This window comes from uncultured Microbacterium sp. (assembly GCF_964244775.1).
In the GTDB taxonomy this organism is placed as follows: domain Bacteria; phylum Actinomycetota; class Actinomycetes; order Actinomycetales; family Microbacteriaceae; genus Microbacterium.
In genome coordinates, this window is sequence record NZ_CAXTJR010000004.1 from 230,777 (window position 1) to 247,954 (window position 17,178).

Genomic DNA, 17,178 nt, shown 5'->3' on the forward strand with positions numbered 1-17,178 from the left:
GTTCGTGCTGATCAGACTCGGGCGATTGCTCCACGACTCAGCTGACGGCGCCGCGCTGACCGCGGCCGTCGTCATCGCCGTCCGCGGGCAGCTGGGCGTCGTGAGGGGGCGCCGGCGCGTCGGGCGAGGCGGCGACAGCCGGCGGCTCGCCGCTGATCGGCGGCGTCCAGCGCGGATCGGCGTCTTCGGCATCCAGTTGGGCGAGCTCTTCTTCGAGCCTGCGGATCCGCTCGTCCTGGTCGCTCAGTACGCCGATCTTGCCGAGGAATTCGGGGTCGTCATCGGGGGCACGGCGGGCGGCGATGGTCGAGGCCCTGACGCGGCCGACGACCAGCCAGAGAATGCCGCCGAGAACCGGGAGCAGCAGCACGATCAGGATCCAGATGGGCTTGCTGACGCCTCGATGGCGCGTCGGAGGCTGCACAGCACAGTCGACGATGGTGAAGACCCAGAAGGCGGTCAGCACCAGCGCCAGGATCAGCAGCACTCTCGGCACACCCCCATCCTAAGCGCGCATGCCCGGCGGGGCCCGGTCGATGCCGAACTGTGAGCGAGCCCTCAGGCGGGGCACGCCCGGATGCCCCGCCGTAGGATGAGGGGGTGAAGCTTCCTCCGGTGCTGGTCTACTCGGTGCTGCGGCTCCTGGCGTTCCTGGTGCCGTTCGGCATCCTGATGCTGTTCCCGCTCTTCCAGCAGTTCTATTGGCTCGCGGCCATCTTCGCCGCCCTGATCGGGCTGAGCCTGTCGATGCTTTTCCTGCGTCGACCGCTCTCCGAGATCTCGACTCGGGTGGAGCAGCGCCGCGCGAGCGCGAAGCGCTCGGCCCCGAACGACGAGGACATCGAGGATGCTGCGGCCGCCGCCGCTGCCGGCACGACAACGACCTCGGCCTCATCGAGGCCCGAGGGTTCCGACCTGCGCTGAGCCCGAGCATCCCCGTCCCTACTGCGCGATACACCACATCTGCGTCGAGACATCGCGCGCCGCCTGATTTATCGACGCGAATGTGGTTTCTCGCGCGGGAGGGGTAGCCGGAGAGGTAGCCGGATCAGCCGAGGAACGCCCAGAAGAGGAACGCGCCGTAGGCGACCGATGTGACCGAGGTCAGCGCTAGCGCCACGACCAGCTCGGAGGGCAGCCGGTAGGTCCATACGATCAGGATCGCGGGGAGCGCTGCCAGCAGCGCGAGCAGGGCGAGCCATGCGATCGGGTAGAACAGCGCGAGGAAGATCGCGATCGCGAACGGCACCAGCACGAAGACCGTGAACAGGATGCGGGTGGCGCGGCGCCCGATCAGCACCGTCAGGGTGCGCTTCCCCGATGCGCGGTCCTGGTCGATGTCGCGGAGATTGTTGGCCAGGAGCACCGCGCACGCGAGAAGCCCGGCGGCAACCGCGCCGAACCAGGCCTCCTGCGGAATCGCCTGCACCTGCACCCACGTCGTGCCGACGGTCGCGACCAGGCCGAAGAACACGAAGACGAACAGTTCGCCGAGCCCGGCGTAGCCGTACGGGCGCTTGCCGCCGGTGTAGAACCACGCGGCGACGATGCACGCTGCTCCGACGGCGACCAGCCACCACTGCTGCGTGCGGATCGTCAGCGCGAGACCGGCGATCGCAGCGATCGCGAAGAAGATCAGGGCGACGCTGAGCACGGCACGCGGCGCAGCCTTGCGCGCGGCCGTGAGACGGGCGGGGCCGACGCGGTTGTCGTCGGTGCCGCGGATGCCGTCGCTGTAGTCGTTCGCGTAGTTCACACCGATCTGCAGGCTCACCGCCACGGCCAGACACAGCAGGGCGAGCACCCAGTGCAGCTGATTGTCGACGAGGTGGGCTGCGCCTGTGCCGATCAGGATGGGCGTGATCGCCAGCGGCAGGGTGCGCAGTCTCGCCGCGCCGATCCAGTCCGACGCGGTCGCTTTCGGCACCGTCGCGCGAGGGTCGCGCGGCTGATGGGCACGCTGCGGATTTCCGCGCGGGGGCTGTCGCTTCGTGCCTGCGGACTTGCGCTTCTTGCTCGGGGTTCCTGCCACGAGGTGAAATCCTAGGCCTCCCGGCGATGTCGGTCGCGCAGGCCCCGTTCGACAACGGCCTCGGAGCGAGACGAAACGCGCGCTAGTGCAGGGCTGAGACGAGGCGGCGGATGCTGTCGCGATCGGGCTTGCCCGACGGCAGCAGCGCCAGTTCGTCCACCAGCACGAGCCGCACGGGCCGCGCGTGCGGCCCGATCTGCTCCGCCACGGCCGTCCTTGCCTCCTCGAGCTGGACCGATTCGCTGCGACGGAGGACCTCGCCGCGCGAGGCCACGACGACGGATGCCTCGCCCCACTTCTCGTCCGGGATCCCCACGACGACCGCGTCCTCCAGCCCGGGCACGGCCCGGACGATCCGCTCCACGCGATCCAGCGAGATGTTCAGGCCTCCCGACACGATGACGTTGTCGATCCGCCCGTGCACGCGCAGCACGCCGTCCTCCACCAGGCCGGCGTCGCCGGTGCGATACCAGCGAGTGCCGTCGGGGTCGCGCAGGAAGACAGCATCCGTCGTCGCCCTGTCGCCGAGATAGCCGTCCGCGAGCGTCGGCGAGCTCAGCTGCACCTCGCCCGCGACGATCCGCACCGTGACTCCCCGCAGCGCCCGGCCGTCGTACACGCAGCCGCCGCTCGTCTCGGTCGACCCGTACGTGCGCACGACGCGGGCGCCGGCGGCCCGCGCACGCTCGAGGGTCGCTGCGGGCAGCGCCTGGCCGCCGACGAGGATCGTCTGGAACGATCTCAGGGCCGTCGCGACGGAGTGGTCGTGCTCACCGGCATCGAGGAGTCTCGTCAGCTGCGCGGGCACCAGCGAGGTGTAGGTCGGGATGCGGTGGCCGCCGTCGCTGGAGGCCATCATGAGCGCGGCCGACGCGAAAGCGTGGGGGCTGAACGTACCGCTCAGCACCGCCGGCTCGCGGCCCGACACGATCGCCCGCACGAGCACCTGAAGACCGGCGACATAGCTCGCCGGGAGAGCGAGCAGCCACGCGCCCTCGCCGATGCGATCGGCGGTGGCCATCGCGCTCGCCGTGAGCGCGCTGCGGCTGAGCACGACGCTCTTGGGGATGCCGGTCGACCCCGAGGTGGTGACCACGACCGCGGTGCCGGCGTCGATCTCGACGGGCGGGGATCCGGTCATCCCGATGCCGAGGGCGGGCCCTGCGCCGTGCAGGGCGCCACGGAGGGCCCGCAGGATGTCGCGCGGATCGTCGCCGGCGACGTGCTCGAGTCTCATCGGGCCGTAGGGTCGGTCAGAAGTGCCACGGGTAGGGCGACCAGTCGGGGTCGCGCTTCTCGAGGAACGCGTCGCGGCCTTCGACGGCCTCGTCGGTGCCGTACGCGAGCCGCGTGGCCTCGCCCGCGAAGACCTGCTGGCCGACCATCCCGTCGTCGACCGCGTTGAACGCGAATTTCAGCATCCGGATCGCCGTCGGCGACTTCGTCAGGATCGTGCGTGCCATCGAGATCGCCTCGCGCTCGAGGTCGGCGTGCGGCACGACGCGGTTGACCGCTCCCATCTCGTACGCGCGCTCAGCCGAATACTCCTCGGCGAGGAAGAACACCTCACGCGCGAACTTCTGACCGATCTGCCGGGCGAAGTATGCCGAGCCGTATCCGGCATCGAAAGACCCCACGTCTGCGTCGGTCTGCTTGAACCGCCCGTGCTCGGCAGACGCGATCGACAGGTCGCACACGACGTGCAGCGAGTGCCCGCCGCCGGCAGCCCAGCCGGGGATCACGGCGATCACCACCTTGGACATGAAGCGGATGAGCCGCTGCACCTCGAGGATGTGCAGGCGACCGGTAGCCGGTCCCTGACCGGTAGCCGGTCCCTGACCGTTAGCCGGTCCCTGACTCTCGTACTTGTAGCCGTCGCGCCCGCGGATGCGCTGGTCACCGCCGGAGCAGAACGCCCATCCGCCGTCCTTGGCGCTCGGACCGTTGCCGGTGAGGAGCACGACGCCGATGCGCGGGTTCTGCCTGGCGTCATCGAGCGCGCTGTACAGCTCATCGACGGTGTGGGGGCGGAACGCGTTGCGCACCTCGGGGCGATCGAACGCGATCCGCGCGATGCGCCCGTCGTTCGAGAGGTGCGACGTGATGTCGGTGAACCCCGCACTGCCGGGCGCTTCGGTCCACTCCGCGGGGTCGAACAGCTCCGAAACCATCCTCCCACCCTAGAGCCGAGGCATCCGCTCTATGCGGCGGTTGTGTTCACAGCCCGTTCTTCGCGTCCCGCCACGCCAGCCATGAGGCGATGAGGTCGTAGTCCCAGTCGGGCCCCTGGAAGCCGAGGGTGAACAGGCGCGTGCCGGCGTCGAACAGCGCATCGGCCGCCGCCCGGTCACGCCGCTCGAGCTCGTTCGAGACGATCAGGTTCGACGTGTCGTTTCCGTCCTTCTCGCCCCACGCGTCGATCACCGAGACCTTGTGGGCGATCTCGTCGGCGTCGACGAAGCTGTGCCAGATGTCGGCGTGCGCGGCGACGATGCGCAGGGTCTTCTGCTCGCCCTTGCCGCCGATGAGGACGGGGATGCCGCGGGTCGGCGCCGGGTTCAGCTGCGACCACCGCGCCTCGACGCGATCGAGCCCGGCGGCCAGGTCGTTCAGCCGCGTTCCGGGCGTGCCGAACTCGTAGCCGTACTCGTCGTAGTCGCGCTCGAACCAGCCGGCACCGGTGCCGAAGAGGAAGCGGCCCGTGTCGCCGCCCTTCGCACTGATGTGATCGATCGTGCGTGCCATGTCGGCCTGCAGATCGGCGTTGCGATAGCTGTTGCAGTTGACCAGCGCGCCGAACTCGACGCGCTCGGTCTGCTCGGCCCAGGCGGCCAGCATCGTCCACGACTCGAAGTGCAGGCCATCGGGTTCGCCCGAGAGCGGGAAGAAGTGATCCCAGTTGAAGAGGATGTCGACGCCCAGGTCTTCGAGCCGGGTCACCGCGTCGCGGATCGCGGAGTAGGGGGCGTGCTGGGGCTTGAGCTGCACGCCGAAGCGCACGGGGGTTTCGGTCAGCATGCGGCCAGCCTATTGCCGGCGCGTGCGGTCAGCGCCGGGTGCTCACCGACGCCCGTGCGACCAGCACGTCGTCGTCGCCTTCGCGCCGGTCGTCGTCGGGTGCATCTTCGGTCGCGGCGGGGGCCCGCCGCGTCGCGCCGGCGGCGAAGACGGCGACGACCAGCAGTGCCACGACGGCGTACATGGCCGAGCGCAGCCCGAACTCCTCGCCGAGGAAGCCCAGCAGCGGTGGACCCACGAGGAACGCGATGTACCCGCTGGTGGCGACCGCGCTCACCCGCTCGGCCGCTCGATCCGGATCGTCTCCCGCGGCGGAGATGGCGACCGGGAACCCGAGCGAGGCGCCGAGACCCCACAGAGCGGCGGCGATCCCCGCCACGATGGCGTTGGGAGCGAGGATGACCGTGAGGATGCCGGCGATGGCGAGCAGGGCGCTCGTCTGCAGCACGGCGGCGCGACCGAACCGTTCCACGATCGGACCGCCGGCGAACCGGCCGATCGTCATCATCACAGCGAATCCGGCGAACACCATCGACCCGAGCGCGGGCGACACCCCATGCCCGTCGACCATCAGCAGCGGCAGCCAGTCGTTGGCGGATCCCTCGGCGAACGCGATCGCCAGCATCACCAGAGCGATCATGATCACGCGACGGTCGCGCCACACGCTGGGTCGTCGCACGCGCGGTGCGGCCGCGTGCCGCGGAGTGCGTGCCCGCACTCCGGTGCCGGCGGCGATCCCGGGGGTGGCCCACACCATGGTCATGCCGATCACGACGACGGCGGCAATCAGGTGCCAGAACACCGGGAAGTCGATCGCGCTGAGCGCGATGCCCACCGCCGCTCCGATCACGGTGCCGAGGCTGAACGTGCCGTGCAGCACGGGCATCAGGGGCTTGCCCATGGCCGTCTCGATCGCCGCACCCTCGACATTGATGGCGATCTCGCCCATGCCCATGCCCAGCCCGAACAGCATCAGTCCGGTGAACACTCCCGGGCTCGATGTTGCGGCCGCCGAGATTCCGATCACGCCGACGCCGACGCCCATGATCGAGGGACCCACCGCGATGATCGGTCTGGTGCTGAAGTGACGCACGAGCGCTCCCGAGCTCAGCACCCCGAGCATCGAGCCCACCGACAGCCCGAAGAGCACGATGCCCATCTCGGCCGTCGATGCATGGAGAGCGTCTCGCACCGCCGGAGTCCGCGTGATCCAGGAGGCGAGTCCGAGTCCGTTGACTAGCATGATCGCGAACAGCGACAGCCGTCGACGCCGGAGAGATAGCTTCATGTGTACGATCGTACACATAATCAGAGGCGGAGAGGGCCGATCCTGATGAATCGCGAGGAAATCTGATGGCCGCATCCGACCCCGACGGCGCGGGGACGCGTCGCAACGATCCAGACCGGCGAGATCGCATCATCGACGCGTGCCTGGACGTGCTGGCAGACGTGGGTGTGGCGGGCACCTCGCACCGGCGCGTGGCCGCCGCGGCGGGGGTTCCGCTCGGGTCGATGACCTACCACTTCAGCGGCATGGACGAGCTCTTGCGGGAGGCGTTCGCGCGTATGTCGCTCGAGTCGAGCGCGCGCCTGCGGGCGCGGATGGCCGGCGCGACCGATCGGGACTCGGCGAAACGGGCGGTGATCGAGCACATCCAGACCGACATATTCGCCAGCACACGTGAGCTCGTGCTCACCCACGAGCTGTATACGCTCGCGGCGCGAGACCCGTCGTACAAAGACATCACGCACGCATGGATGGACCGCACCCGGCGGCTTCTCGAGCAGCAGTTCGATCCGACGACCGCGCGACTGCTCGACGCGCTCGTCGAAGGGCTGACGATCCATCGAGCCATCGACACCCAGCCCCAGGATCCAGGCCTGGTACGTCTCGGCGTCGAGCGCATCACCGCGTCATCGAAGCTCTGACCCCTCCAACGCCACAGTCACCGGGTCGCCGAGCGCGGCGCTCGACGTGCCGATCAGCAGCTCGTAAGCGCCCGGTTCGATGACCCATTCATCGGCCCAGTGCGCGAACGCACGGGTCGGGATGCGTACTTCGACGTTCACGGTCGCTCCGGCATCCGCGCGCACCGCGGCGAATCCCACCAACCAGAGGGCCGGCCGTTCCACCGCCGATTCCGGGCGGCGGGCATAGATCTGCACCACCTGCTTGCCGGCGCGGTCTCCGACGTTGCGGACAGAAACCCCGGCCACGACCTCGTCTCCCGCGACCGACACCGCGCCCGCCGCCACTGCCCACTCGGTGTAGCCCAGACCGTGTCCGAAGGGATAGGCGGGAGTGCGTCCGGCCTTGATCCATGCCTTGTAACCGATATGGATGCCCTCGTCGTAGGGCACCACGCCATCGACCGGGGTGACGTTCGTCACGGGCACGTCGGCGAGAGACACCGGCCAGGTCGACGGGAGGCGTCCGCCCGGCTCGGCGATCCCGAGCAGCACGTCGGCGACGGCATTGCCGTACTCCTGCCCCCCGAACCAGGTCAGCAGCACCGCGGCGACGTCGTCTCGCCAGGGCATCTCGACCGGTGCGCCGGCGTTCACCACGACGACCGTTCGGGGATTGGCAGCGACGACGGCGCGCACGAGATCGTCCTGGCGACCCGGCAGGCGCAGGTTGCTGCGGTCCCAGCCCTCGGCCTCGTCGCGCTCGGTGGTGCCGACGACGACGACCGCGACATCCGCGTCCCGCGCCACTTCGACCGCCTGATCGATGAGCTGCTGCTCGGCGTCGTAGGTGAGCACTTCGGCGTCGACGCCGAAATGCACGTACACCGAGCCGGGCACGTCGTCGACGTTCGCGGTGGGCGAGAACACATAGCGCAGGGCGATCGGCACGCCCGCCCGCACCCGCACGGGAGCGGACGTGGACGGGGGGAAGAAGAAGTTCTGGATCATGTCGTCGTCTTCGAGGGTCGCCTCGAAGACGAGCTGCCCGTCGACGTGCAGCGAGCCCGTGCCGGGAGCGGCGAATCCCAACCGCACGATTCCATCGGCGGTCGGCACGTAGTGGGTCTCGAACGTCAACGACGCCCGGCGCGCGGCGAGCGGATGAACGGCGTAGTCGAGGATCATCCCACCGAATCGATCTTCGGCATACAGCTCGGCACCATCGGCATCGAGGTAGGTCACCAACGCGCCGGGCTCCCCGGTGACCGGATGCGTCAGCTGCTCTCGGGTGAACGGCGCCAGCCCTTTGGCGGGTGCGGCGCCGAGCGCGTAGACGACATCGGCGTCGGGGAGCGACGCGCGCAACCCGGCGAGCGGGCTCGATATGGAGGTGGGCATGACGGTCGCGCTGCCGCCACCCTGGATACGGGCGACATCCGCGTTCTGCCCGATCACCGCCACTCGACGGAGCGCCTCGGCGGAAAGGGGGAGGATGCCGGCATTGCGCACCAGCACGCTCCCCTCCGCCTCGGCGCGGCGCGCGAACGCCACACCGTCGATGGAGTGCGTGATCGGCAGGGGGTCGAACCCCTCGAGCGCACCGACCCTGGCGGCCAGGCGCAGCAGACGCCGCACCTTGCGGTCGATGGAGGCCTCATCCACGTCGCCGGCGCGCACCGCGGCCAGCAGTGAGTCTCCCCACGCACCGACAGGCCCCGGCATCGCGAGATCCTGTGGCTGGCGAGCGCTCTCGATGCTGCGCACGGCCGTCCAGTCGCTCACGACCACCCCGTCGAAGCCCCACTCGGTGTTCAGCGGTGTGGTCAGCAGCGCATTCTCTGTCGCGGTGGTGCCGTTGATCGAGTTGTAGGCGCTCATCACCGCCCACGCCTTGGCATCGGTGAGGGGTCGCTCGAACGCCAGCAGATACAGCTCCCGCAGCGCCGTGTCGCTCACCCGCACGTCGGCGTTGAAGCGGTCGGTCTCGAAGTCGTTGGCGACGTAGTGCTTGGGTGTCGCGGCGACGCCCTGCTCCTGCATCCCCTCGACATATGCGTTGGCGAGGTCGGCGGTGAGTCGCGGGTCTTCGCTGAACGCCTCGAAGTGTCGCCCGCCCAGCGGTGAGCGGTGCAGGTTGATGGCGGGGCCGAGCACGACATCCACCTTCTTGCGACGCGCCTCGGCCGCGGCCACGGCGCCGTACTCGCGCGCGAGCGCGACATCCCAGCTCGACGACAGGGCGGTCGCCGAGGGAAGACTCAACGAGGGGTCACGTTCGTCCCACAGCGCCCCCCGCACGCCACTCGGCCCATCGGAGAGCACCATCGCGCGCAGCCCGATCGAGGGGATGGCCGCCGTCCCCCACGCACTGCCCCCGGTGACGAGCGTGACTTTCTCTTCAAGAGTGAGTCGCGTCACGAGGTCGTCGTCGGGATGCCGGTCGGCGGCGCTGGTCTGATTCGACATGCTGATCTGATCCGACATGGGAATGCTCCTGTTCCGCCCGGCACCTTCGCGCAGGATGTCGCCACTCTAATAGAATTGGTAAGACCGGTAAAGCCAAATCCGGATCGGTCGAGAATCTGCTAGAAATTGGTATGACCAGTGGCGCAGAGGCGGCGCGTCGCAGACACATGATCGGGGACCCGATGCGCACGATGCGAGCAGCGCGATGGCGCGGGCGTCGGCAGATCACGCTCGAAGACGTGGCCATACCGGAGCTGCAGCCCAACGAGGCGCTCGTCGCCGTCGAGTGGGTGGGGCTGTGCGGCAGCGACGCCGAAGAGTACCTCGAAGGACCCGTCGTGATCACTCCGCCGGTGACCCTCGGCCACGAGATCGTCGGAGTGGTCGCCACGGCCGCCGCCGATGGGTCCGGGCCACCCGTCGGCGTCCCGGTGGTCGTGGATGTCGTCACCGGCTGCGGACACTGCTACTGGTGCCAGCGACACGAAGAGGGTCTGTGCCCCGATCTCTCGGTCACCGGCCAGCACGTCGACGGAGGTCTTGCCGAATTCGTCGTCGCGCGCGCCGAGCGCCTCGTTCCGATTCCCGATGGCCTCGACATCCGCGCCGCCGCGCTCGCCGAGCCGCTTTCGGTCGCCGTGCGCGCCGTACGCAAAGTCGGGGCGATGCAGGGCACCGGCGTGGTCGTCATCGGCGGCGGCACGGTCGGGATGCTCACCGCCCAGGTCGCGCGCAGTGCCGGGGCATCGCCGGTCACGATCGTCGAACCCGACCCCGCCCGCCGCGCGTTGGCCGGTCGCTGGGGGATCGCGTCGGTATGGGCGGAGGACGCACCCGGCCGGGCGGCTCAGCTCGCACCGATGTTTCCCCCGCGGGGTGTGGATGTCGTGTTCGAGTGCTCGGGACGCCCCGGGATGTCGGCCGAGGCAATCGAGCTGGTGCGCCGAGGTGGCACCACGCTGCTGCTCGGGGTGCTGCCTGCGCGTGAACCCATCGACACGATCGACATCGTTCTCGGCGAGAAGACGGTGCGCGGTTCGGCCGCCCACATGTGGGACGATGACGTCGCCGTAGCGGTATCGCTGCTCGCCGCCGGTGCGGTCGACGTCGAACCGATGATCACCCACAGTTATCCCCTCGACGACGTCGCCGACGCGTTCGACACACTCGTGACACCCGGGCGGGGCGCCATGAAGATCCTCGTCGGGGTTGCCGCGGCGACCGCTCGAGCGGCGAGTAAGGAGTCCGGATGAGTGCTGGTAGCGGCATCCCTCTCAGTCGCGAGCAGTTGCTGGAGAGCCTGACGAACACACTGCTCGGCGGAGACTTCAAGCCCGGCGAGCGGCTGCCGTCCGAGCGCGCGCTCTCGGAGCTGTACTCGGTGTCGCGCCCGGTCGTGCGCGAAGCGATGCAGCGGCTGCGTGAACGGGGACTCATCCATGTCGCACCCGGCAGCGGCGCGTACCTGAAGGAATCGAGCGCTCTGGACTGGGCGCGCTCGCTCGATGCCGTCGGCCGGCACCGGGCGGCCACGACCCGTCAGCTTGTCGAGGCCCGCGTCATGCTCGAAGACCAGGCTGCTCTGCTCGCTGCCGAGCGGGCGACGCCCGAGGATTTGAAGAACCTCGAACGTGCGCTGGCCGCCTTCGATGCGGCCGGCAACGTCATCGACCGCGCGCGGTGCGACATCGCGTTCCACGCCCTCATCGCGAAGGCGTCGCACAACCCGGTGATCGAGATGATGTTCGGGGCGATCGCGCCGCTGGTGTTCGAGGTCATGCTGCGCAGCCTCGATGACCCGGTGGTGATGAGCACCGGAGCGCCACTGCACGTGCTCGCGCTGGACGCGATCCGGGAGGGCGACGGTGCCCGGGCGTCCGAGATCATGCACCAGCACATCAACCTCGCCGCGACGATGTTCGGACCCGACTTCGATGCGCAGATCGACTCGATCGGGCGGCACAAGTCCGATTCGCTGTTCGGCAAGGATGTCGCGCTGGAAGACGTGATCGCCGCCGCGCTGGCCGAGTGAGGATCCGAGGCGCTTCGGCTAGTGCGAAACCAAGTCGGTGAGCAGGGTCGACCGGGTCTCGGTGCCTTCGCGGGTCTCGAGCCCCTCGACGAGCCGGATGCCGAGCCCGGGCTCGGTCGGTGCCGAGATCGTTCCTCCGGTGACGACCGCGCCGCCTTCGACGAGGCTCGAGTACCAGCCGAGGTAGCCAGCGCGCACGGTCTCCTGAATGAGCGTGTTCGGAGCCGCCGTCGCCAGGTGCACGCACGCTGCCAGCGCGACGGGTCCGGTGCAGTCGTGAGGTGCGATCGGGATGCCGTGGGCACCGGCGAGCGCCGCGACCTTGGATGCGATGGTCAGCCCACCCGCCCACGTCGTATCGACGGTCACGACGCCCAGCGACTCTTGGCTGAGGAGCGACTGGAAGCCGGCGAGTCCTGATACCGTCTCGCCCGCGGCGATGCGCAACGGAGTGTCGCGGGCGATCCGGGCGAGACCCCCGGGGATGTCGCTTCGCACCGGATCTTCGATCCACATCGGCCGGAATTCTTCGAGCGCGGCCACGATCTTGCGGGCACTGGGTACGTCCCAGAGTGCGTGGAGTTCGATCATGATCTCCATGTCCGAGCCGACGGCGTCGCGGATCTGGCCGACTCGGCTGAGACCCCAGGCGAGATCCTCACTGGAGATGTAGTGCCCGTCCGACGCTTCGGCGAACGAGTCGAAGGGCCAGATCTTCATGCCCCGCACGCCCTGGTCGAGCAACTCTCGTGCCAATTCGCCCGGACGGTTGATCGCGGCGTACAGGTCTTCGTAGCGGCCCTCGGCGAGCCCCCAGTTGGCCACGGCCTGGCCGCGCGCACTGTTCACATAGCGCTCGCCGGCGCAGGTGTTGTAGATCGGGATGCTCTGATGGGTCTGCCCGCCGAGCAGGTTGTACACCGGCTGACCGGAGGCTTTGCCGAGGATGTCCCAGAGGGCGAGGTCGATCGCGGAGCGCGCTCGCGTCTCGACTCCCGATCCGATGTACCCGGTGTAGCCGGCGAGCCGTTTGGCGTGGCGTTCGATCTGTAGCGGATCCTGCCCGAGCAGGGCGTGAGCGGCGACGGAGTGGATGTGCGCTTCGACGGCCTCCGCGCCGTAGAAGGTCTCACCCAGGCCGGTGATGCCCTCATCGGTGTGCACTCGCACGTAGGTGAGGTTGGGGAACGAGTCCACTCTCAGTGTCTCGATCTCGGTTATCTGCATCTGTCCACCTCGACTATTGGCCTGACCGGTATTACCACTGTATGGTAGACCGCACAGCAACTCAATCTGTACCTACCTGACCGCACCACAAAGGAGTGAATGTGTTTCACACGCGTAAAAGGGCTTTCCTCGCGATCGGCGCCGCGGCCGCGACATTTGCCGTGCTGTTGACCTCTGGTTGTTCCGGATCTTCGAACGGCGGCAGCAGCGGCGGCGACATCACGCTCAAGCTTTCGACTTTCGGCAACTTCGGCTATACGGACGAGCTGCTCGCCGAGTACGAGAAGAGCCACCCCGGCATCAAAGTCGAGCAGAGCATCTCGGCCTCGAGTGAGGATTCGCGCACAAATGTGTTCACGAAGCTCGCAGCCGGGTCGGGGCTCGCCGACATCGAGGCCATCGAGGGCGGCTGGACCCTCGAGCTGGGGCAGTATGCCGACAAGTTCGTTCCCGTCGAAGACGACGAGTATGGAGACTGGATCGATTTCCAGACCGCCCAGGTGAAGACCAAGGACGGCGGTCTCTGGGCTTATGGCGTGGCGACCGGGCCCGAGGCGATCTGCTACCGCGCCGACATGTTCGAGGCGGCCGGACTGCCGAGCGATCCGGAGGGCGTCGCCAAGCTTCTCGGCACCAGCTGGGACGACTACTTCGCCGCGGGTAAGAAATACGTGGCGGGAGGCGGGCCGGGCAAGTTCTTCGATTCCGCGATCACCGTCTTCGAAGCACAGATGCTGCAGCTGCCCAACCCCTTCGAGGAGGACGACGGCACGATCATCGCCACCGGGCCGCAGATCGAAGACATTTTCCGCAGCACCCTCGAAGCGGCGCCGGCACTGTCGGCTGCGGCCGCTCCCTACACGGACGACTGGGCTGCGGCGACGGCGAACGGGGGCTTTGCGACCTTGGCATGCCCGAGCTGGATGCTGGGCCTGATCGAGGGCAACTCGCCGAAGGTCACGGGCTGGAACGTCGCCAACACCTTCCCCGGCGGCGGCGGGAACACCGGCGGATCCTTCCTCGCGGTGCCGACGCAGTCGCAGCACCCGAAGGAAGCGTCGGAGCTCGCATCCTGGCTGACTTCGCCCGAGGTCCAGGTCAAGGCATTCGAGACGGCGGGCCCCTTCCCCAGCCGGGTCAAGGCGTTCGATCTTCCCGAGCTGACTAGCTACGTCAATCCGTTCTTCAACAATGCCCCCGTCGGACAGATCTTCTCCGACCAGTCCAAGGCGGACACCGTGATCGCCTTCAAGGGCGTGAATTTCGCGAAGCTCGCCCTGCTCGCTTCCGATGCGGTCGCCCGCGTCGACAGCGGAACTCAGTCGATCGACGACGCGTGGAACCAGTACGTGTCCGAAGTGGATGCTGTCAAGTAGGACCGGAGGCGGACTCGGCGGAAGACGACTTCATGAAGCCTGATTTCACGCTTCATCGCTGCGGATCCACACTGGGAGCGGCAACTGCTCCCGGTGTGGAACCAGCGGCGGCTGAGCCGGATTGCGCCGCCTCATGAGCCAGCAGTCACCCGCGCCGTCAGATCGGTTCGCGGCGATCGATTCGTTCGCCGGTCAGGTCCTGCCCCACAGCGTGGCAAGTCGTGCGTTGCCCGTCTCGGTCGGGGTGCTGACAGGCCTGCACTCCCCCGCGCGCGGGCGGTCACGTGGTCTGGTCGTCATCATCCCGGGCTTCACCGGAGCCAAAGAGGATTACGCCGACCTGCTCCCGTTGCTGGCAGAGCAGGGTTGGGATGCCTGGGCCTACAGTCAGCGCGGTCAGGCGGACTCCGCGGGGCCTCGGGGCATCGGTGCATATCGACTTGAGGACTTCGCCGGTGATGCGACAGAGGTCGTCCGGCTCCTCGGCGACGGCCAGAAGGTGCACCTCGTCGGTCACAGCTTCGGGGGCCTCGTGGCTCGGGCCGTGGCCATCGAGGCGCCGGAACTGTTTCGCAGCCTCACCCTGCTGTGTTCGGGACCACGGGGCTGGGGAGATCGAGCTCCGGAGATGCAGCAGGCGATCTCGGCCGGTGGATCGCTGGGACTGTGGAACTTCGACAATCCAGAGGCGGTGGGCCGGCCGGACGACGAACTGACCCTCAGCCAAGTGCGGTACCGGGAGCGAGCGTCGCGCACCTCGGACGACAACATCTCCTCGGTGGCCGCAATCCTGCGCGATGAGATCGACCGCACCGACGATCTGCTGAGGACGGGACTGGCGGTTCATGTCCTCCATGGCGAGCTGGATGACGGATGGCCCATCGAGTGGCAACGACAGATGGCCCGGCGACTCGGCGCCCACTACGGTGTCATTCCCGGCCTCGGTCACACACCCCAGGAGGAAGACCCCGAGGCGACGGCCCATGCGCTCCTGGAGTTCTGGACGTGATTTTGCTATTGGCCTTACCGGTATGACCAGTGTAGGGTGAGCAATGGAACGACGCAGTTCGGTCTTCCGCGACCGCACCCACGAAGGAGTGACAGTGTCTCGCACCCGAGCCCGCGCCGAGACAGGCGCGAAGTAGGACGACCGGGGTGGGTGAACTTCTCCCCCCGCCCCGCACCCCTCGACGAAAGGATTTCCACGTGTCAGCGTCGACAACCGTGAGACCGAAGACCCAGCGGGGCGGTAGCAGTGGCCCGCCGCAAAAGCGCGGCAGTCGTTTCGCACGATGGGACCTGAAGTACAGTCCGTACGTCTACATCCTGCCGTTCTTCGTGCTGTTCGCGATCGTGGGCGTCTTCCCGCTGGGCTACACCGCGTGGGTCTCGCTCAATGACTGGAGCCTGATCGGCGGGCAGGGCGACTTCGTCGGCATCGACAACTTCACCAGCATCCTGGGAGAGAAGGAATTCTGGGTCGCGCTTCGCAACACGATCAGCATCTTCCTCATCCAGGTCATCCCGCAGCTCATCTTTGGGCTCATCATCGCTGCGGCCCTGGATCGCAACCTGCGCAATGCCACGTTCTGGCGCATGGGCGTCCTGCTGCCGTACATCGTCATGCCGGTCGCGGTCGCGCTCATCTTCGGAAGCCTCTTTGCAGATCGCTACGGCCTGGTCAACACCACGCTGGAGAGCATCGGGTTGCCGGCGATCGGCTGGCACACCGACATCATTCCGAGCCACATCGCCATCGCGACGATGGTCGACTTCCGCTGGACGGGCTACACGTCGCTCATTCTGCTCGCGGGAATGCAGGCGATTCCCCGCGACTATTACGAGGCCGCCACGATCGACGGCGCCGGCGCCGCGCGTCAGTTCTTCTCGATCACGATCCCGCAACTTCGATCGACGCTGATCTTCGTCGTCATCACCGCTACCATCGGCGGTCTGCAGATCTTCGACGAACCTCGGCTGTTCGATCAGGCCGGAACGGGGGGCCCAGACAACCAGTGGCTGACTCTCACCCTGTACCTCTACAAACTCGGCTGGACCGACCTCGACTTCGGCAAGGCGGCGGCAGTGGCGTGGCTGCTCTTCTTGCTCATCATCATCGTCGCCGTGGTCAACCTGGTCATCAGCAGCAGAGTCTCCAAGTCAGAAGGGCGCAAGTGATGACTACTCTCGACAATCACGCACTTCCCGTCGCCGTCGATCCCGCCGCCGCAGGTCGGCAGACAACGCCTCGTACGCCGCGTCGAGGCAAGCGCATGGGGCGTCCGAGCTTTCTGGTCTACGGATTTCTCGCCGCGGTCATCCTTGGCGGCGCTTTCCCGTTCTACTGGTCGCTGCTGATCGGCAGCGGCGACTCGTCGACCCTCCGCGATACCAACCGATCCTGGATTCCGGGCGGGAACTTCCTCGCCAACGTCGGTTCGGTGGTGGGTAATCCGAGCATCAACTTCTGGGGTGCTCTCGCCAACAGCATCATCGTCTCGACGGTCGTCGCCCTCTCGGTGGTGTTCTTCTCCACGCTCGCCGGGTTCGCGTTCGCCAAGCTGCACTTCAAGGGCAGCAAATGGCTGCTCGTGCTGGTGGTCGCGACCACCGCGGTCCCCACCCAGCTGGGCGTCGTGCCGCTGTTCATCGTGATGTCGAAGCTCGGCTGGACCGGCCAGCTCGGGGCCGTCATCATCCCGAACCTGGTCACGGCTTTCGGGGTGTTCTGGATGACCCAGTACATCAGGCAGGTGCTGCCCGACGAGATCGTGGAGTCGACGCGAATCGACGGAGCCAACAGCTTCGTGGCGTTCTGGTTGATCGTGCTGCCGATCGCGCGACCCGCGGCATCCATGCTGTTCCTGTTCACCTTCATCGCCACCTGGACCGACTTCTTCTGGCCCTACATCGTGCTGGATGCCCGTAACCCGACGCTTCCGGTTTCACTGCGTCTGCTTCAGGCGAACTACTTCGTCGACTACTCGATCGTGCTCGCCGGGGCTCTGCTGGCCACACTGCCGCTCCTGTTCTTGTTCGGTGTCGCAGGAAAGCAGCTCGTCTCCGGTGTCATGGCCGGTGCCGTCAAGGGCTGATCGAGCCGCAGCGTTTGGCTG

The 17,178-nt window shown here is 67.7% G+C and carries 16 protein-coding genes; 8 read left to right on the forward strand and 8 right to left on the reverse strand.

Annotated elements, in window-relative coordinates:
• Window positions 1-37: 37 nt before the first annotated feature.
• Window positions 38-496: a PLDc N-terminal domain-containing protein gene (locus tag ACFE6Z_RS09710; RefSeq protein ID WP_375385535.1), complete on the reverse strand. Its 459-nt coding sequence runs from the start codon at window positions 494-496 to the stop codon at window positions 38-40.
• A 104-nt stretch (window positions 497-600) separates the two neighbouring features.
• On the opposite strand from ACFE6Z_RS09710, the gene ACFE6Z_RS09715 reads away from it, so the two are divergent.
• On the forward strand, window positions 601-924 hold the full coding sequence (locus ACFE6Z_RS09715; RefSeq protein ID WP_375385536.1) for a DUF4229 domain-containing protein: 324 nt from the start codon (window positions 601-603) through the stop codon (window positions 922-924).
• Between the two features lie 124 nt (window positions 925-1,048).
• Here the strand turns inward: ACFE6Z_RS09715 and ACFE6Z_RS09720 are convergent, their stop codons facing one another.
• The 5 genes from ACFE6Z_RS09720 to ACFE6Z_RS09740 all read right to left on the reverse strand — a co-directional run bounded on the left by ACFE6Z_RS09720 (window position 1,049) and on the right by ACFE6Z_RS09740 (window position 6,338).
• Complete coding sequence (locus ACFE6Z_RS09720) at window positions 1,049-2,032, reverse strand: 1,4-dihydroxy-2-naphthoate polyprenyltransferase (protein ID WP_375385537.1); 984 nt, start codon at window positions 2,030-2,032, stop codon at window positions 1,049-1,051.
• Between the two features lie 82 nt (window positions 2,033-2,114).
• Window positions 2,115-3,269 carry an AMP-binding protein gene (locus tag ACFE6Z_RS09725; RefSeq protein WP_375385538.1) on the reverse strand — a complete coding sequence of 385 codons (1,155 nt, stop codon included), beginning with the start codon at window positions 3,267-3,269 and terminating at the stop codon, window positions 2,115-2,117.
• A 16-nt stretch (window positions 3,270-3,285) separates the two neighbouring features.
• Window positions 3,286-4,203, reverse strand: coding sequence for a 1,4-dihydroxy-2-naphthoyl-CoA synthase (locus ACFE6Z_RS09730; protein ID WP_375385539.1), 918 nt, complete (start codon window positions 4,201-4,203; stop codon window positions 3,286-3,288).
• Between the two features lie 46 nt (window positions 4,204-4,249).
• Window positions 4,250-5,050: an LLM class F420-dependent oxidoreductase gene (locus ACFE6Z_RS09735; RefSeq protein ID WP_375385540.1), complete on the reverse strand. Its 801-nt coding sequence runs from the start codon at window positions 5,048-5,050 to the stop codon at window positions 4,250-4,252.
• A gap of 28 nt (window positions 5,051-5,078) precedes the next feature.
• On the reverse strand, window positions 5,079-6,338 hold the full coding sequence (locus ACFE6Z_RS09740; RefSeq protein ID WP_375385541.1) for an MFS transporter: 1,260 nt from the start codon (window positions 6,336-6,338) through the stop codon (window positions 5,079-5,081).
• A gap of 65 nt (window positions 6,339-6,403) precedes the next feature.
• Here ACFE6Z_RS09740 and ACFE6Z_RS09745 point away from each other — a divergent pair, with 65 nt between their 5' ends.
• Window positions 6,404-6,979 (forward strand): TetR/AcrR family transcriptional regulator, encoded by a 576-nt coding sequence (locus ACFE6Z_RS09745; protein WP_375385542.1) that lies wholly within the window; start codon window positions 6,404-6,406, stop codon window positions 6,977-6,979.
• Here ACFE6Z_RS09745 and ACFE6Z_RS09750 read toward each other — a convergent pair.
• Window positions 6,965-9,445 carry a beta-glucosidase gene (locus ACFE6Z_RS09750; RefSeq protein ID WP_375385543.1) on the reverse strand — a complete coding sequence of 827 codons (2,481 nt, stop codon included), beginning with the start codon at window positions 9,443-9,445 and terminating at the stop codon, window positions 6,965-6,967. The two genes, ACFE6Z_RS09745 and ACFE6Z_RS09750, sit on opposite strands and share 15 nt — an antisense overlap.
• A gap of 221 nt (window positions 9,446-9,666) precedes the next feature.
• Between ACFE6Z_RS09750 and ACFE6Z_RS09755 the strand changes: the two genes are divergently transcribed.
• Together ACFE6Z_RS09755 and ACFE6Z_RS09760 are read left to right on the forward strand one after the other, a co-directional pair.
• On the forward strand, window positions 9,667-10,680 hold the full coding sequence (locus tag ACFE6Z_RS09755) for a zinc-binding dehydrogenase (protein WP_375385544.1): 1,014 nt from the start codon (window positions 9,667-9,669) through the stop codon (window positions 10,678-10,680).
• On the forward strand, window positions 10,677-11,459 hold the full coding sequence (locus ACFE6Z_RS09760) for a FadR/GntR family transcriptional regulator (RefSeq protein WP_375385545.1): 783 nt from the start codon (window positions 10,677-10,679) through the stop codon (window positions 11,457-11,459). The genes ACFE6Z_RS09755 and ACFE6Z_RS09760 overlap by 4 nt, the downstream gene beginning before the upstream one ends.
• Before the next feature lie 18 nt (window positions 11,460-11,477).
• On the opposite strand, the gene ACFE6Z_RS09765 is transcribed toward ACFE6Z_RS09760, so the two are convergent.
• Window positions 11,478-12,656 carry a mandelate racemase/muconate lactonizing enzyme family protein gene (locus ACFE6Z_RS09765; protein ID WP_375385546.1) on the reverse strand — a complete coding sequence of 393 codons (1,179 nt, stop codon included), beginning with the start codon at window positions 12,654-12,656 and terminating at the stop codon, window positions 11,478-11,480.
• A 131-nt stretch (window positions 12,657-12,787) separates the two neighbouring features.
• Here ACFE6Z_RS09765 and ACFE6Z_RS09770 point away from each other — a divergent pair, with 131 nt between their 5' ends.
• The 4 genes from ACFE6Z_RS09770 (at window position 12,788) to ACFE6Z_RS09785 (ending at window position 17,157) form a co-directional block, all read left to right on the forward strand.
• Window positions 12,788-14,062 carry an ABC transporter substrate-binding protein gene (locus tag ACFE6Z_RS09770; RefSeq protein ID WP_375385547.1) on the forward strand — a complete coding sequence of 425 codons (1,275 nt, stop codon included), beginning with the start codon at window positions 12,788-12,790 and terminating at the stop codon, window positions 14,060-14,062.
• Between the two features lie 133 nt (window positions 14,063-14,195).
• Window positions 14,196-15,071 (forward strand): alpha/beta fold hydrolase, encoded by an 876-nt coding sequence (locus ACFE6Z_RS09775; protein WP_375385548.1) that lies wholly within the window; start codon window positions 14,196-14,198, stop codon window positions 15,069-15,071.
• Between the two features lie 197 nt (window positions 15,072-15,268).
• On the forward strand, window positions 15,269-16,240 hold the full coding sequence (locus ACFE6Z_RS09780; RefSeq protein ID WP_375385549.1) for a carbohydrate ABC transporter permease: 972 nt from the start codon (window positions 15,269-15,271) through the stop codon (window positions 16,238-16,240).
• Complete coding sequence (locus tag ACFE6Z_RS09785) at window positions 16,240-17,157, forward strand: carbohydrate ABC transporter permease (RefSeq protein ID WP_375385550.1); 918 nt, start codon at window positions 16,240-16,242, stop codon at window positions 17,155-17,157. Before ACFE6Z_RS09780 ends, ACFE6Z_RS09785 begins: the two co-directional genes overlap by 1 nt.
• Window positions 17,158-17,178 lie beyond the last annotated feature (21 nt).

Bases quoted from the DNA above. Each gene is read 5' to 3' on its own strand.
- ACFE6Z_RS09750 (WP_375385543.1), bottom strand. From the start codon at position 9,445: ATGTCGGATCAGATCAGCATGTCGAATCAGACCAGCGCCGCCGACCGG.
- ACFE6Z_RS09725 (WP_375385538.1), bottom strand. From the start codon at position 3,269: ATGAGACTCGAGCACGTCGCCGGCGACGATCCGCGCGACATCCTGCGG.
- ACFE6Z_RS09735 (WP_375385540.1), bottom strand. From the start codon at position 5,050: ATGCTGACCGAAACCCCCGTGCGCTTCGGCGTGCAGCTCAAGCCCCAG.
- ACFE6Z_RS09740 (WP_375385541.1), bottom strand. From the start codon at position 6,338: ATGAAGCTATCTCTCCGGCGTCGACGGCTGTCGCTGTTCGCGATCATG.
- ACFE6Z_RS09730 (WP_375385539.1), bottom strand. From the start codon at position 4,203: ATGGTTTCGGAGCTGTTCGACCCCGCGGAGTGGACCGAAGCGCCCGGC.
- ACFE6Z_RS09745 (WP_375385542.1), top strand. From the start codon at position 6,404: ATGGCCGCATCCGACCCCGACGGCGCGGGGACGCGTCGCAACGATCCA.
- ACFE6Z_RS09785 (WP_375385550.1), top strand. From the start codon at position 16,240: ATGACTACTCTCGACAATCACGCACTTCCCGTCGCCGTCGATCCCGCC.
- ACFE6Z_RS09775 (WP_375385548.1), top strand. From the start codon at position 14,196: ATGAGCCAGCAGTCACCCGCGCCGTCAGATCGGTTCGCGGCGATCGAT.
- ACFE6Z_RS09760 (WP_375385545.1), top strand. From the start codon at position 10,677: ATGAGTGCTGGTAGCGGCATCCCTCTCAGTCGCGAGCAGTTGCTGGAG.